Below are 15,595 nucleotides of genomic sequence, written 5' to 3'. Positions count from 1 at the left end.
CTGTGGCGGGATCATGCTGACGGGCGACGCGTAAAGTCGTAGACGTTTCGGGCGATCGCGGCATGCGCCGGCGGCTTGACCGCGCGGCCCGGAGCATGAACAACGGCATGTCCGGGCCGCGGGCCTCACTGCCTGAACTGCTTGGGGTCCAGACTCCATAGCGCATGCTCGCTGGTGGACACGCCCACCGCTCCATGCCTGATCGCAATGCCCACGTCCGCCTGGTTGCAGACAAAACCGGACGCGACGATAGGCGGCAGCGCCTTGAGATCCTGCGCAGCCATATGCGCAAGCATGGGCGCCGGCATCAGCTGAACCAGGTTGGGATCGCTCTGCTCCAGCGCTTTCACGCTGCGCGGCCAGGTCGAGCGGTCCGTCACGAACACCTTCTGCATGGTCACCATGCCCGCCCGGTTGGCGCGCTGGATCGTGGCCACCCGGGTCGATACGAGGCTGGCCACGCCGATATCCGCCAGGTACTCCACCCCGCCCTTGTCCTGCGACAGGCCCTCGCAGCTGTCGATGTTGACGATGACGAACTTGCCTGCCCGGTTCAGCGTGGAGATCACGGGCGCAAGCTTGCGCAGTTCCACGTTGGCCACGATCGCAATCTCGGCCGCGCTGCCCACGAAGGTGTTGATCTGCTCCGCCCCGTACAGCGTGGCAATGACAGGATGCCGCGCAAGACATGCCCCGAAAGATCTATCCATGGTTATCGCTTGCCCTGGTCGGGAAATAGCTCGTCGCCGAGTCCGAGCTTTCCGGGGTTGAGAATGTTCTGCGGGTCCAGCGTGCGCTTGATCGACTGCAGAACGGGGAACGCGCTGCCCAGCGACTCCTGCATATAAGGCGCCCGCAACAGGCCCACGCCGTGGTGATGGCTGAGCGCGGCATTATATTTAATCAACACCGCATTGGCCGCGTCCCAGGCCTGGCGGTACCACTGGGCGCGGCGGTCCACCTCCACCTCGCCACGCAGCGAAAAGTACAGGCATGCGCCATCGACGTAGGCGTGCGACTGATGCGCCGACCCCGCCAGGGTGCCGGGCACCGCATTGACGGCGTTCACGACCTCGGTGTAGATCGCCGCAAGATCGCTCCAGCGCCCGGCCATCTCCAGCGTGTCCGCCACGAATCCCGGGCTGCGCTTGAAACCCTCCGCGCTCTTGCCCGTGAGGTAGCGTGTTTCCAGCCAGCGTTCAAAGACCGCGTCGCCATCAAGCTTTACGCCCAGTTCCTCGCATACGCCTGCGCTGATCTCCATGACGGCATCGACCATCTGCCGCGCTCCCTCGTCCGCGACCAGCAGCACGTTCAGGTCGGGGCGGTTGAACTGCACGCCGCTTTCCAGTTCGTCATACAGGCGCAGCGCGGCGGGATTGGCGCCGCGCTGCATGATCTCGCGGCACGCGTCCAGGCCGATGGCGAAGGTCTTGAAGCCGTAGGCAATGGCCCGCCCGTAATCCGGCAGGCGATGCAGCTTGAGGCGCACGCGCACGATGACGCCCAGCGTGCCCTCCGAGCCGATGAACACCTGCTGCAGGTCCGCGCCCAGCGCCGCCCGCGAATAGCCGCCCACCGTGATAAGGCTGCCGTCGGCCAGCACCACGTCCATGCCGAACACCATGTCCTCGATCTTGCCGTAGCGGGTGGACAGCTGGCCAGCCCCGCGGCACGCGACCCAGCCGCCCACCGTGCTGATGCCGAACGACGACGGCCAATGGCCCATCGTCAGGCCGTACTCGCCCTGGATCGTCTGCTCGAAGATGTCGCCGAACATGCCGGCCTCGACCTCCACGATCTGGCTCTCGCGGTCGACGCCGATCAGCCTGTTCAACTGGCAGACGTCCAGCACGATGCCGCCGCGCACGGGCAGCGCGGCCCCTGTCACGTTGCTGCGGCCCGCGGACACGGTGACGGGAATCCCGCCTTCGTTCGCAATGCGCATCACCGCCTGGACCTGCTCCACCGTCGACGCCTTGACGATGACCGCCTGCGGCGTGGCGGGCTTGCCCGCCGTTTCGGTCATCATCGATCCCGCCCACCAGTCGCGCGTCCATGCCACGACATTGGCGACATCAGTCAGCACCTCATCGGACACGCGGCGCAGGGCCTCCACCAGGGCCTGCGGCACGCGCACGGGATCGCGCTGCAGGCCGGGCTCCGAGCCCGTCTTGGTCAATGCCGCCGCGTAGGCCGGCGGCGTGTGAGCGCCCACCACATAGTTGCCGCGGTTGTAGCCGCGCTTGATGGCTTCTTTGCTGATCATTTATTCATCTCCCATGAGTACGGATTTTTCGTGACTGATCGCAGCGAGGTAGTCGTTGACCTGCTGCGCGATGGTGGTTTCGGACAGGCCCAGTTCGGCCTGCAATATCTGCCCGACACGCGCGGCCGCTCGGGCGGAGGCGTCACGCGCCATCAGGCGCGCCCGCATGCGGCGCGACAGCACGTCTTCGACGGTGCAGGCCAGTTCATGGCGCGCGGCGTACACGACTTCGGCCTCGGTATAGGGCAGGCCCTCGACGACCGGCGCCAGCAGCGCCGGCTGGTCCTGCATGATGTCGCTGACAAACCGGGCCTCGGTGCCGTAGCGCTCGCCCAGATGCGCGGACAGGCCGCCGGAAGCAACAATGGCCTGCGCGTCGTAACCCGCCGCGCCCAGCAGGTAGGCACGCCTGGTCAGGCATTTGGCTTGCTTTCCGATGACCCGCTGGGCGGCGTCTATGGTCTGCTCGGCCATGTGCCGCGAGGTCGTCAGCTTGCCGCCCACGATCGTGACCAGGCCGTCCGCCGCCACGCGTATCTCGTGGTTGCGCTTGATCTCAAGCGTCTTGCCGCCGGGCGGCGCGACCAGGGGCCGGCAGCCAGCGATGCTGCCCACCACGTCTTCGGCCTGCAGGTCGGTCTTCAGCGCGGACCGCGCCCCTTCCAGCAGGAAGTCGAGCTCGCGCCGCGTGCAGTACACATCGTCGAGATCGCCTTCGTAGTCTTCGTCGGTCGTGCCCAGGTAGGACACGTTGCCCCAGCGCGTGATGGTGGCGCGCCGGCTGCGGCCCGGCACCGGAATGGTCACCGTGCAATCGTTGCGCACCTTCAACCACGGCACCGCCACATGCACGCCCTTGGCCGGGCGCACGTGCAGCGCCTGGGCGTCGCCCTTCTTCGCGCCGTTCCAGTCGCGCAGCCATACGCCCGTGGCCATCACTACGGCGCCAGCGCGTGCGCGGATCTCGCGCTGCCCCGCATGGACAATCACGCCGTTGACCTGGCCGTGCTCATTGCGGGTCACCTCGACCGCCTTGGCATGATTGACGACCGTGGCGCCGTGAAACGCCGCGCTGCGCGCCACCGCCAACGTCAGGCGCGCATCGTCGACCCGCGCATCGAAGTACAGGAACCCGCCCAGCAACCCCTCTTCCTTGAAGGTCGGGCAATGCGACAGGACTTCGGCCGTGGTCAGCTTCTGATGCAGGATGCCCTCACGCCAGCCGCCGGCGATGTCATACGTCCACAACAGGCTTTCAAACGCCTTGGACAGGCGCTTGTCGAACACGCCGTCTTTCTCCAGGATTGGAAACAGGAACGGCAGGCGCTGCACCAGGTGCCTGGCGTTGCGCCGCAGCCGCTGGCGCTCGAGCAGGGAATGCCGCACCAGGCCAAGATTGCCCTGCTCGATGTACCGCAGCCCGCCATGCACCATTTTTGAAGATTTGGAGGACGTGCCGGACGCGAAATCGTCTTTCTCGACCAGCGCCACCCGGTATCCGCGCAGGCTGGCATCGAGCGCCGCATAGGCGCCGGTGATGCCGCCGCCCACGATGATGATGTCGAAAAGCTCGTTGCCCAACCGGTCCAATTGCTCCTGCCGCATCAGGCGTAATGGTTCGGTGCTCGTCATGTCGGCCCTGTCCTTCCCGGGCTTTCTGGATAGCCACCCCATCATGTTTCCAAGGCCTCCTGTTTGTCTTGCTTGAATTGATCGACGTGCGCCAGCTCGGCATGCACCCGGGCATGCCAGAGCGCGCGGCGGCGTGCCCGCTGCGCCGCATCCAGTACCGGCTCGAACACTGCGTCCGTCACTGTCGTTTTGCGTGCTTCCTGCAGCGATTGCCAGAGCAGACCCGATGAACCCGCCAGAAAAGCCACACCGCGCAGGCTTGCGCGATCGGCCTCCTGCATGCGGCGGATGGGGATCCCGATCAGGTCGGCCTGGATCCTCAGCAGGGGATCGCTTCCCGCCAGTCCGCCGCCGACCACCAGTTCCGACACGCGTACGCCCGAGGCTTGCTCGTCGGCCTCGATGCAGCTGGCCACGGAATGGGCGATGCCCTCAAGAATGGCGTAGGCGATCTCCGCCTGAGTGGTGGCCATGGACACGCCGGTCAAAGAAGCCCGCGCGCCCGCTTCCATCCTGGGCACGCGCAAGCCCGTCAGGGCGGGCACGAAGGTGACTCCCTGCGAGCACGTCGCCGTCGCCGCCAGCGCGGAGATCTCGCGTGCATCCTTGAACCACTTCAACTTGTCGCATACCCAGTTCAACGCCGATCCGGTGGTGGCCACGAAGGTCTCGACCGCGTAGTGCGATACCCCGTTTTGGCGGCGCGCGGTCATGGTCAGCGACCCGGCCAGCAAGCCGGAATTCACAGGCGGCTCGGGACCGATGATCAGGTCCACGAAACTGCCCGTGCCGTGCACGCACATCGCCTGGCCCCGGTCCAGGCAGCCCAGTCCCACGGCGCCCGCGTGCTGGTCCCCCGCGCAGGCAAGTATGGGCACGTCGATGCCCAGCACCTCCGGACGGGTCCGTCCGAAGTCGTCGGCGTCCTGCCGCAGGGCGGGCAGCAGTTCGGGCGGAAAACCCAGCGCGGCGACCCAATCCTCGTAGTAGCGATGCTCAGCCAGGACATAGGCGCCGGCCGACGTCGCGTTGGTCGGCGTCGTCACGCACTCGCGCCGCTGTGAAAAATTCCAGAGCAACCAGCTGTCCACCGTGCCGAAGGCCAGCCTTCTGTCGCGCCAGGCTTGCGCCACCGGCGGCGTGTCCCGCAGGTGGCGCGCCGCCCAGAGATAGAGCGAACGCACCCCGACCGGACGTCCCACGCGCGCCAGCAGGCGCTCGTCCCATTGCGGCGCCAGCTCCGCCAGTTCATCGACGTAGCGCGTGTCCTGCCAAACCATGGCCGGCACCAGCGCCCGGCCGCTGTGCGTGTCCCACAGCACGGCCGTGGCGCGCTGCGTCGCGATCGCCAGCGCGACGATGTCCTGCCCTTCCCGCCGCGCTTGCGCGATGGTGCCGCGGCAGACCTCGATGGTCCGTTCCAGAATCGCGTTGGCGTCCTGTTCGACCACCCCGGGCCGGGGCGACTCCACCTGCAGCGCCAGGTACTCCAGGCAGGACACGTGGCCGTCGCCCGCCACGGTCGCCGCCCGGGTGCCGGACGTGCCCTCGTCGATGGCAAGAATCACGGGCTTGTTCGTCATCGCGCAGCCTTTCCAATCGCGGGGTCCAGGGATGCCAGCGGCGCGTCGTCCTTGAACTGCGGCGCGCCGGCTTCGTTGTCGGGGTTGATCGTCGTGCGGGTGGGATCCCACCTGATCACAAAGCAGATGATGCTGGCGACCAGCGGCACGATAGACAGGATCAGGAAGGTCTTCTCCAGCCCATAGTTCTCGCGGAAGATCGGGAACACCAGCAGGCCGATCGCTGCTCCGGTGGAACCCAGCGCGCCGATGATGCCGTTGGCGCCCGCGCGCAGCTCGCTGCGGAAGGACAGGGACGACAGGCTCTTGCCATTGGCGCCCGGACCGCCCGAGTGGAACAGGATGAACAGGGAAGGAACCACCACCGCCAGCCACAAGGGCATCTTGCCGTGGAACGTGCCCAGGATCAGCAGCATCACGAACACCGCGGCAAAGCCGAACGCCGACGCGCGCCGCAGACCCAGCTTGCGGCCGATGTAGGGCGACAGGAAACCGCCGAAGATGCCGAAGATGTTGAACACCAGCGCGCCGATCGTCGCGTAGATGAAATCCTTGCCGAACAGCGCCGCGCTGATCAAGGGCAGATACCAGCCCACGGCGAAATACTGTATGGATTGGCCGATCTGGACGGTGGCCGCCAGGATGGTGCGCGGCAGGTACACGCCGCGAAAGATCAGCAGCACATTGGCCAGGCCGCGCTTTGCCAGGTTGACCACCGGCACGCGCTCTTCCACCGGCGCCGCCACGAATTGCCTGCCGTAGATGCGGGTCATCGCCTGCGCCGCGTCCTCCACGCGTTCCTTGCGGGCCAGCCAGATCGGGCTTTCCACCATGTAGCGCATCTGCAGCAGCAGGATGACGACCGCGAAGATGGCGGTGGCGGCGACCGAATAGCGCCAGATCGAATCGCCCACATCCCACGAGAAAAACAGCATGGCCAGCAGCAGGTTGGTGCAGACGGCGGTGTACCACATGCCTTGCCAGGTGTTCAGGCGGCTCTTGAACTTGACGGGAGTGAACTCGGCCAGCACGGCCATCGCGATGGCGAAGTCGATCCCGTAGGCCGCACCGACAAAAAAGCGGCCGACCAGAATGACTTCGAAGGTGGGTGCGAACATCACCAGCAGCGCGCCGATGACGGCCAGGAACTTGGCGATAACCAGAGGACGTATGCGACCCCAGCGGTCCGCCATCCACCCGCCGATGGGATTGAAGGCAATGGCCACCCACGCGGCGAAAGACGTCATCAACGCCACCTGTCCGGCCTTCAGGCCCAGGTCGCGCGTCATCGGGCCCAAACCCGCGCTTAACGCGGAGTTGGCAAATGCGTCGAGAAACAATCCGCCCAGCGCCAGCCACCATATGAGGCCGGCTCGGCCTGTGATGCCTGGGCGTGAATCGATATAAGCGATGACATCGTCGATGCCACGTATTTTTACGGTCGATGATTGCACTGTCGTCTCCTCTTGGAATTATTTCTGTAAGAGGTCGACGCAATCTGCACGCGATAAAAGACCACCTTACAGATGGTCTTTTATCTAAATCTGTGCGGTGACTTTATGGGCTATCCCGGAGAGTGTCAAGAAGCCCGGGCATCAGGACAAACCCTGTTCCCGTTCCGCGCATTGCCGCGCGCGCCGTGGGAAATTTGGCTTCACTCGGCATGCTTTCTGGAGATGCACGACATGGAACTGCGCCGTATCGATCGAAGCGGATTGGGCGAACTGCCATCGCTTTATCGGCACGTGCACGATACCGCCCGGATCGAAGCCGTATGGGAAGAACGAATGGCCCATCCTCGCCGCGGATAAGTGGGGCAGCGCCCTGCACGTGTGATCTCGGCTCTTGCCGGGCTTGCCTGCCGACAGGCGTTGCGCCCCGGCAACTACCCCGCAGCCGGGGACGCCGGCCCTGTAAAATGTCCCATATATGGGGACCAAAACGATGAATCTCAGTTTGCCGTCTGACAGCATGACCATGACCAACGATGCTGCAGTCCGCCTGGCAACCTCATGGGCTGCCAGTCATCACGCAGATGTGAATCGAAGCGAGGCGTTCGCCAGGCAGTGGTATCTGGACACGCCACCTCACCTGAGGCAGGCCGCCGAACTGCACCGGGAACTTGAGTTCTTTTTCCGGGCTGCCGCCAAGGACGCGATCTACTGGCAATCGGTTGGGGACTTCACCGAGGAAGCCACCGGTGTCTGGGGGCTCCAGGCCTTGAAGGCGCTGGGTTGCCTGAACCTTGCGGGGCTGATCGCGGCGCTGATCCTTTTCCCGACCCGCGGCACCCTGCCCTCCACGATAGGCGTACTGGGCGCAAGCGGCCTGTTCCTGCTAGGGCTGCTGCTGGTCTGGCCATCGTTCAGGCTGGCATCCGCGTCACGCAATCGCGCAGGCGCTTCGTCCGCAATACATAGCCATAAGGCGGGCACCGCGTCGACCTGGGAGCAGCTGCGGGCCGCCAACGATGCGGATCCCAATGTCGGCCGCAAGGAACGAAAAGTGGCCACCCGATTGGCCTGGGCCATGACCGCCGCCGCGACCCTTGGGTGCGTGGCGCTGATCGCCGCGGTCTGGCTGTAGCGCGCGCTACTTCTTTGCGTTCATTGTGTCTCGCTTCGCTGTTGCGGCATTGCTTTCGACCTGCAACCAGAACTCAGCTATTGATTCGTGCGCGGAGCTGCTCCAGAAGGTTTTCGACCGAGCTGGATTTAAGAGTCGAAGCAAACATCGACATATACGTTTGCTGCACGTACAACCCGCTCAGATTCATTTCGACCACCTGCCACTTACCGCAAGCTCCCCTTCAGGTAGACACCAATCGGTAGAATTTCGGAGCCTCCCCGAGTTGGAGATTTCCTTTTCTCCGATCGCCTATCAGCCAATGTCTACTTGACGGGGGAGCTTACGGCATCGCTTTCGGCCTTCGTCTTGGCGCGCGCGGCCTATGCACGCAGGGACAGCGTGCCGCCAACGCCGGCCGACGAGCACGCTACGGCACAGTCTCGGCGATCGCGGCATCTATTCGTTGCTGTAAGTCGGCTGCCGATATTCCCAGCACGATCCGCACGTTTGTAGAAACGTCGTCAACGGATTCGGAGATGATGGCAGCGACCGCCATGGCTTCAAATGGCATCCCCTCTTCCATCATGAGTTTGCACTGCGCCTTCAGTGTCGGAAGCCTGCCGATAATGGCAGCAACATTCCGCCCCTTTCCATCAGGCATAAAGCTCAGCCGATCCAGCATGCGCTCGCAGGCTGAAACTGCGGCAGTCTCACCGAACCTGATAATTGGGGTTGCAGGGATCGGGACGGAGACCGTAGACGTTTCATCGATAGAAGCCACCGACGCCAGATAGCACCGCATATCAACGAGTTCATCCAGTAGCCCTGTTAGCTCGTACACGACAACGGCGTGAACGATTTCCCCCTCGTCTCTGCGGGTGGATCTACGCCATGACGCATCGCGTAGCGCTATCGCAAGCGCGACCACGACGGCGCCTATCGTTCCGATCGCAGTCACAAGCTCCAACCACTTTGCTTCGGGAGCCCCGTTTACGCTGGCCGCGAAGTAGTGCCCAACAAGCATGCCAACAATGGCAATCACGCCGCCAATTATCAGTTTTCTCATTTGCGCCCCCAAGGTCCGCCGCGTGCATCGTATTCCATCACTTCCGAGGTGCCACCAATGACCTATCCCGCATCGCACCAACCATCTCCTGCGCCAACTCCAATAGGTCTCTAGTGTTCGTTGCGACTGCGAGATGCGGCACTTGATACACCAAGCCTGATTCCTTTTGATGCGAAATCTGGCAAAACTACCGCTCTACTATTTGGCAAAGAACGACTTAAACTTGTTAGACAGATATACGGAGCCAGCAGACGTAAGGTGTCCATAATCCCAAGCCATAGGCATGACATCTCCGTCAAAACGAGAGGTGACGAGACATTTGCCACCACCACAGAAAGAATCCAATGAGGAAAAATAGCGCACTCCGGCCTCCAAACTGAGCTTCTTCAACTGGCTATCGACAAGATAAACGCCCTCATTACTCGGAGATGCGATTCGCAAGTCTTCAACCAGCGATGCCCGCTTATTGAGCATATAGGTTGGCAAAGTTGGAGCATATTGCGGCACTCCACCCAGTACAAATATCTCTGTATCTGGAGACCTGTCTTTTATAAAATCAATCGTGGCACGAAGACTGACAGGAATATTTTGATCGTTATAAAGCAGCCAATTGGAGTGAAGCAGCACAGCCCTTGGTTTCAGAATCGCCACCTCTTGACCAACGAATTTATTAATGGCTTCACACATGGGTCTCCAGCTGACCGCAACTCCCAACAATGGAGGACAACCACTAGCCGTGTATTGGCTTACATTCGAAAAATCACTTCTTAACCCAAACGATAATGCGGCAGCATGAGAATCCCCCCACACCAGGATGGTTTCGCTTGAACTTTCAGAATTACAGAATTTCTTGAATTCACTGTAAGACTGATCCGGATTCAAGAAGCAATCACCTAGCCTGTAAATATCCTTGTAGTGGTATGAATTAAAGGACAATAGATGTCTTTGCCTATCATCTAGCCTGGATTCAAATCCATTCTTGGCATTACCGATTAGTCCAAGCACTATGGACAAGGCGCTAAAGCCAAGGGCGAACAAAAACACCTTCCTTCGTCCAATCTTGTTCTTTGCTCTAAAAGGCGCCTCAACGTATCGCCAGCTAAAGTAAGCAAGAATTAACGCAACCAGAGATAAGATCGCATATATGAGCAAATTGTAATCATCAGCTTGTTTATGCCTGGCAAAAGCGAACAACGGCTGATGCCAGAGGTATGCGCTGTAGCTGATCAAGCCCACACCTACAAACGCCTTATTACCAACAAACCTGCCAACAGTCGTCTGCTGCGTAGCAAACAATATAATCAATACCGCGCCCAAGGTGGGAACAAGAGCATAAATACCAGGAAATGGCGTTGCTTTGCTGTAGGTGAAAACGGCATAGAGAATCAATGCCACACCTAGCCAGCCACCCAATTCGCTGACAGCCTTACCAAAATCTTTTTGGTTAGCCTTAGACAAGCCGAATGCGGCGAATGCACCTATAAGCAGTTCCCAGCCACGTGTCGGCAACAGATAAAAGGCTGCGGCTGGATCGGCATAAGAAGCCCACTGAGCTACGACAAGACTACCGGCAAACACGAGGCACAACGTAACCAATATCCAGCGCTTTCCAAACCGCCAGAACAACATCAGAAAAAGAGGAAACAGAACATAATACTGTTCCTCTACTGCCAAGCTCCAAGTATGCAGAAGCGGCTTAAGTTCCGCCGCCGTGTCAAAGTAGCCGCTTTCACGCCAGAATAAAATATTCGACGCAAATACAGAGACAGCAACAAGGCTTTTCGAAAAGTCTTTCATATCGCTTGGCAACAACCACATCCAGGCGAAAGGGATACAGACAAGCATGACAAGAAGCAACGCTGGCAGAATGCGCCTAAAACGCCGTTCGTAGAAATTAACAATAGAGAACTTGCCTTGCTCAAGTTCCGCCAAGATTATTGTTGTAATCAAGTAGCCGCTAATTACGAAGAACACATCAACGCCGACAAAGCCGCCACTGAACGTTTCAAAGCCAGCGTGAAAAAGTATGACGGGCAGCACGGCCAGCGCCCTAAGTCCGTCTATCTCTCGTCTGTAATCCATAGTGTCGTGTCTGCTGTCAGTCGCTGGTAGTGCCTACTTTTCGAGCTTCGACGACCAGGTGCAATTATGAAAAATTTCGCGATTATATCTTTCCTACGGCGCCACAAAAAGGTTTCGCTATAGGCCCGGACATGATTTGAACCCCTGCTTCCAACACCGCCGGACAGCCATCGACGGACGCGGAATTCGTAGCTTCTTATGCATCGCAAGTCGGAGGGCAATCTGCGCCGCCCAAAGAGGCCGCGCATGCCCGAAGGCATCCTTCAATTCGTCGAAGAAGCCATGGATGTCCTAAGTTCCGGCAGCACCATCAGCAAATAATGACCGTCGAAATCCGGGCGCGACCAATCGAACCAGATTTTCGACACTTTAAGGCGCGGATAAACAAGGTTCTTTCACTGGGACATGCACTCGCAGTCTGAGTGAGCCTGAGGGACACCGTCGAATGACTAACTTCAAAACCCTGTTTGCCACCCTGGGCCCTGGGCCGCCCACTCGCGTTCGCGCGGCTGGTGCTGGCGCCCCTGGCGATCACATCGACCGCCGGCAGCGCGTCCCCGGAGCGCCATCGTCAGGCCCACGGCACGAAAGCCGGGCAACCTCATCGCACCCTCGTGACCATGCAGGCAAAGGCAACTGAGCAAGGATGTGTGGCGGCTGTGGTGGACGTGAAGCCAGATAGATCAGCCCGTCCCCGGTACTTCCCGAACAGCGCATCGAGCAACGCGGACTTCAGGCCGAAGACATGCTGGGACTTTGGACATGGGCAGGTCCAGGGGTAGAAGACAGCGTTCGAACGCGGCAAGCCGAACCTGCTCCCAGCGCTCCCTTTTGCCGTCTTCTGGATACCTGCCAAGTGGGGTCAGGACTGGGCCAGGATGGGGCCAGTCACTGCGATTTCTTGATTTTTAGCAGTGAACCAGCAACCCACCCCACCCGCTAAATCGTTGATTTGCAAAGCATTGATAATGCCGAATCAACGATCTTAATGTTCTTGGTGCGAAGGAGGGGACTCGAACCCCTACACCTGTTACGGCGTCAGGACCTAAACCTGGTGCGTCTACCAATTTCGCCACCTTCGCAATAGGCCAAGCCCGCTATTGTAGCTTGCTTGGTAAAATCTTGCGTCATGAATCCGCGCCTCGATGCCCTACACCCCTATCCGTTCGAAAAACTGCGAGCTTTGCTGGCTAGCGCCAGCTCGCAACCGGACGGTCTGACGCCCATCAATTTGTCGATAGGCGAGCCCAAGCACGCCGCGCCGGAGCGCGTCGGGCAGGCCATCCGCGACAATCTTGCCGGCCTGTCCGTCTACCCGTCCACCAAGGGCGACCCCGCCCTGCGCCGGGCGATCTCGGAGTGGCTGGCGCGCCGCTACAGCATTCCCGCGCCCGACGCCGAGACGCAGGTGCTGCCTGCGCTGGGCTCGCGCGAGGCGCTGTTTGCGTTCACGCAGACCGTGATCGATCCGTCGGCAGGCTCGGTCGTGATCTGCCCCAACCCCTTCTATCAGATCTACGAAGGCGCCACGCTGCTGGCGGGCGCCACGCCCTACTTCGTCAACGCCGACCCGGTGCGCAATTTTGCGTCCGACTGGAACCAGGTGCCGGACGCGGTCTGGAAGAAGACGCGTCTGGTGTTCGTCTGCTCGCCGGGCAACCCCGCCGGCAACGTCATGTCGCTGGACGACTGGGAAACGCTGTTCGAGCTGTCCGACCGCCATGGTTTCGTGATTGCGTCGGACGAGTGCTATTCCGAGATCTACCTGGACGAGGGCAATCCCCCGCTGGGCGGGCTGCAGGCGGCGCGCCGCCTGGGCCGTAACGACTACCGCAACCTGGTGGCGTTTTCCAGCCTGTCCAAGCGTTCCAACGTGCCGGGCCTGCGTTCGGGCTTTGTGGCGGGCGACGCGGCGCTGATTGGCCGTTTCCTGCTGTATCGCACGTATCATGGCAGTGCGATGAGCCCGCTGGTGTCCGCGGCGAGCGTCGCCGCCTGGACGGACGAGGCGCACGTGAAGGACAACCGCCGCCAGTACCGGGAAAAATTCGATGCGGTCCTGCCCATCCTGCAGAACGTGCTGGATGTGTCGCGCCCGCAAGCTTCGTTCTACCTGTGGGCGGCCACGCCGGGGTCGGACACGGCATTCGTCCGCGACCTTTATGGCCGCACCGGTGTTACCGTGCTGCCGGGAAGTTTCCTGGCGCGCGAAGCCCATGGCATGAATCCGGGCCATGGCCGCATCCGCATCGCCCTGGTGGCGCCTTTGGCTGACTGCGTGCAGGCAGCCGAGCGCATCGCCCATTTTGTACATACTTCTGTTTGATCAACCTTTAAAAGCTGAGCCGCTATGACTCTCGACCTGCAGACCACCATCGAAAAAGCCTGGGACGACCGGGCCAACCTGTCGCCCTCCGACGCCAGCGCCGAAGTGCGCGAAGCGGTTGAGCACACCATCGACGGCCTGGATCTGGGCCGCCTGCGCGTGGCCGAGAAAATCAACGACGACTGGGTCGTGCACCAGTGGATCAAGAAGGCCGTGCTGCTGTCGTTCCGCCTGAACGAAAACGCCATCATGGGCCAGGCTCCCCTGCAGTTCTACGACAAGGTGCCGCTCAAGTTCTCGGAATTCGGCGACAACGCCTTCAAGCAGGGCGGCTACCGCGTGGTCCCGCCGGCCGTGGCCCGCCGCGGCGCCTTCATCGGCCGCAACGTGATCCTGATGCCGTCCTACGTGAACATCGGCGCCTACGTCGACGAAGGCACCATGGTCGACACCTGGGCCACCGTCGGTTCGTGCGCGCAGATCGGCAAGAACGTCCACCTGTCGGGCGGCGTGGGCATCGGCGGCGTGCTGGAGCCGCTGCAGGCCAACCCCACCATCATCGAAGACAACTGCTTCATCGGCGCCCGCTCGGAAGTCGTGGAAGGCGTGGTTGTCGAAGAAAACTCGGTGCTGGCCATGGGCGTGTTCCTGTCGCAAAGCACCAAGATCTATGACCGCGCCACGGGCAAGGTCACCTATGGCCGCGTGCCCTCGGGTTCGGTCGTGGTCCCCGGCTCGCTGCCGTCGGCCGATGGCTCGCACAGCCTGGCTTGCGCCGTCATCGTCAAGCGTGTCGACGCGCAAACCCGCGCCAAGACCAGCATCAACGATCTGCTGAGGGCGTAAATGAGCACGCCCCTACGGCCGCCCGAAGGGCGCGCACCCTCCCTTGGGGAGGCAGTCGCTACGCGGCAGGAGGGGCAATCCCCTTCCGCCGTACTGGATCTGGTCAAGGACCTGATCGCCCGCCCGTCGGTCACCCCGGCGGATGAAGACTGCCAGGCGGCGCTTGCCGCCCGCCTGGAACGAATCGGCTTCACCTGCGAGACCATCGCGCAGGGCGGCGTCACCAATCTGTGGGCCCGGCGCGGAAGCGCCGCGCCGCTGACCGTCTTTGCCGGTCACACCGACGTGGTCCCTCCGGGTCCGCGCGAAAAGTGGGACAGCGACCCGTTCGTGCCCACCGAACGCGACGGCTGGCTGTACGGGCGCGGTGCCGCCGACATGAAGAGCTCGATCGCCGCCTTCGTGGTGGCGGCCGAGGAATTCGTGGCGGCCCACCCGCAGCATGGCGGCTCGATCGCGCTGCTGATCACCTCGGACGAAGAAGGCCCGTCGGTCGACGGCACCGCCATCGTCTGCGACGCGCTGAAGGCGCGTGGCGAACAACTCGATTACTGCATCGTCGGCGAACCCACGTCCGGCGACGTGCTGGGCGACACCTGCAAGAACGGCCGCCGCGGCTCCTTGTCGGGCAAGCTGACGGTCAAGGGTATCCAGGGCCACGTGGCCTACCCTCACCTGGCGCGCAATCCGGTCCACCAGTTGTCCCCGGCCCTGGCCGAGATCGTCGGCATTGAATGGGATCAGGGCAACGAGTACTTCCCCCCCACGACGTTCCAGGTGTCCAACCTGAACTCGGGCACCGGCGCCACCAACGTGGTGCCCGGCGAGGCCGTGGCGCTGTTCAATTTCCGCTTCGCCACCGCCAGCACGCCGGAAAGCCTGAAGCAGCGCGTGCATGCGGTGCTGGACAAGCACGGCCTGGAATACGAGCTGGACTGGGAACTGGGCGGCGAGCCTTTCCTGACCCCGCGCGGTTCGCTGACCGACGCGCTGGTGCAGGCGATCCACGCCGAGACCGGCGTCACCGCCGAACTGTCGACGACCGGCGGCACGTCCGATGGCCGCTTCATCGCCAAGATCTGCCCGCAAGTCATCGAGTTCGGCCCCGGCAACGCCACGATCCACAAGGTCAACGAGCGTATCGAGATCGCCTCGCTGGACCCGCTCAAGAACATCTATCGGCGCACGCTGGAAAACCTCCTGCTGCAAAAATGAAAAGCCCC

General features: G+C 61.9%; 11 protein-coding genes and 1 tRNA gene. 4 read left to right on the top strand and 8 right to left on the bottom strand.

Features of this window, described 5'->3' with window-relative positions; all coding sequences use genetic code 11:
* Positions 1–125: 125 nt before the first annotated feature.
* The 5 genes from HLG70_RS03625 to HLG70_RS03605 are packed head-to-tail and all read right to left on the bottom strand — an operon-like array spanning position 126 to position 6,938.
* Positions 126–710: a glycerol-3-phosphate responsive antiterminator gene (locus HLG70_RS03625; protein WP_171663917.1), complete on the bottom strand. Its 585-nt coding sequence runs from the start codon at positions 708–710 to the stop codon at positions 126–128.
* A 2-nt stretch (positions 711–712) separates the two neighbouring features.
* Complete coding sequence (locus tag HLG70_RS03620) at positions 713–2,269, bottom strand: FAD-binding oxidoreductase (protein ID WP_171663918.1); 1,557 nt, start codon at positions 2,267–2,269, stop codon at positions 713–715.
* Positions 2,270–3,946 (bottom strand): glycerol-3-phosphate dehydrogenase/oxidase, encoded by a 1,677-nt coding sequence (locus tag HLG70_RS03615; protein WP_171663919.1) that lies wholly within the window; start codon positions 3,944–3,946, stop codon positions 2,270–2,272. It lies immediately after the preceding gene.
* Positions 3,943–5,484: an FGGY family carbohydrate kinase gene (locus HLG70_RS03610; protein ID WP_171663920.1), complete on the bottom strand. Its 1,542-nt coding sequence runs from the start codon at positions 5,482–5,484 to the stop codon at positions 3,943–3,945. The genes HLG70_RS03615 and HLG70_RS03610 overlap by 4 nt, the downstream gene beginning before the upstream one ends.
* Positions 5,481–6,938 carry an MFS transporter gene (locus HLG70_RS03605; protein WP_171663921.1) on the bottom strand — a complete coding sequence of 486 codons (1,458 nt, stop codon included), beginning with the start codon at positions 6,936–6,938 and terminating at the stop codon, positions 5,481–5,483. The genes HLG70_RS03610 and HLG70_RS03605 overlap by 4 nt, the downstream gene beginning before the upstream one ends.
* Positions 6,939–7,428: 490 nt before the next feature.
* On the opposite strand from HLG70_RS03605, the gene HLG70_RS03600 reads away from it, so the two are divergent.
* Positions 7,429–8,070 carry a hypothetical protein gene (locus HLG70_RS03600; protein ID WP_213697157.1) on the top strand — a complete coding sequence of 214 codons (642 nt, stop codon included), beginning with the start codon at positions 7,429–7,431 and terminating at the stop codon, positions 8,068–8,070.
* A gap of 409 nt (positions 8,071–8,479) precedes the next feature.
* On the opposite strand, the gene HLG70_RS03595 is transcribed toward HLG70_RS03600, so the two are convergent.
* The 3 genes from HLG70_RS03595 to HLG70_RS03585 all read right to left on the bottom strand — a co-directional run bounded on the left by HLG70_RS03595 (position 8,480) and on the right by HLG70_RS03585 (position 12,282).
* Positions 8,480–9,118, bottom strand: a complete 639-nt coding sequence (locus HLG70_RS03595) for a hypothetical protein (RefSeq protein ID WP_171663923.1) — start codon at positions 9,116–9,118, stop codon at positions 8,480–8,482.
* Between the two features lie 198 nt (positions 9,119–9,316).
* On the bottom strand, positions 9,317–11,200 hold the full coding sequence (locus HLG70_RS03590) for an acyltransferase family protein (protein WP_171663924.1): 1,884 nt from the start codon (positions 11,198–11,200) through the stop codon (positions 9,317–9,319).
* 995 nt (positions 11,201–12,195) lie between these two features.
* Positions 12,196–12,282 (bottom strand) — tRNA-Leu (locus HLG70_RS03585).
* 47 nt (positions 12,283–12,329) lie between these two features.
* Here HLG70_RS03585 and dapC point away from each other — a divergent pair.
* From dapC to dapE, 3 genes are read left to right on the top strand one after another with little or no spacing between them, the layout of a single operon-like run.
* Positions 12,330–13,526: a succinyldiaminopimelate transaminase gene (dapC, locus tag HLG70_RS03580; RefSeq protein ID WP_171663925.1), complete on the top strand. Its 1,197-nt coding sequence runs from the start codon at positions 12,330–12,332 to the stop codon at positions 13,524–13,526.
* Between the two features lie 24 nt (positions 13,527–13,550).
* A complete protein-coding gene (gene dapD, locus HLG70_RS03575; protein ID WP_171663926.1) occupies positions 13,551–14,372 on the top strand; it encodes a 2,3,4,5-tetrahydropyridine-2,6-dicarboxylate N-succinyltransferase in 822 nt (273 codons plus the stop codon).
* Positions 14,373–15,587, top strand: coding sequence for a succinyl-diaminopimelate desuccinylase (gene dapE, locus HLG70_RS03570; RefSeq protein ID WP_234103369.1), 1,215 nt, complete (start codon positions 14,373–14,375; stop codon positions 15,585–15,587). It abuts the gene before it with no gap.
* The last annotated feature ends 8 nt before the right edge of the window (positions 15,588–15,595 follow it).

This window comes from Achromobacter deleyi, assembly GCF_013116765.2.
Lineage (GTDB): Bacteria > Pseudomonadota > Gammaproteobacteria > Burkholderiales > Burkholderiaceae_B > Achromobacter > Achromobacter deleyi_A.
Note: the sequence above shows the minus strand (reverse complement) of the source record. Positions and strands in the feature narration are given on the sequence as shown.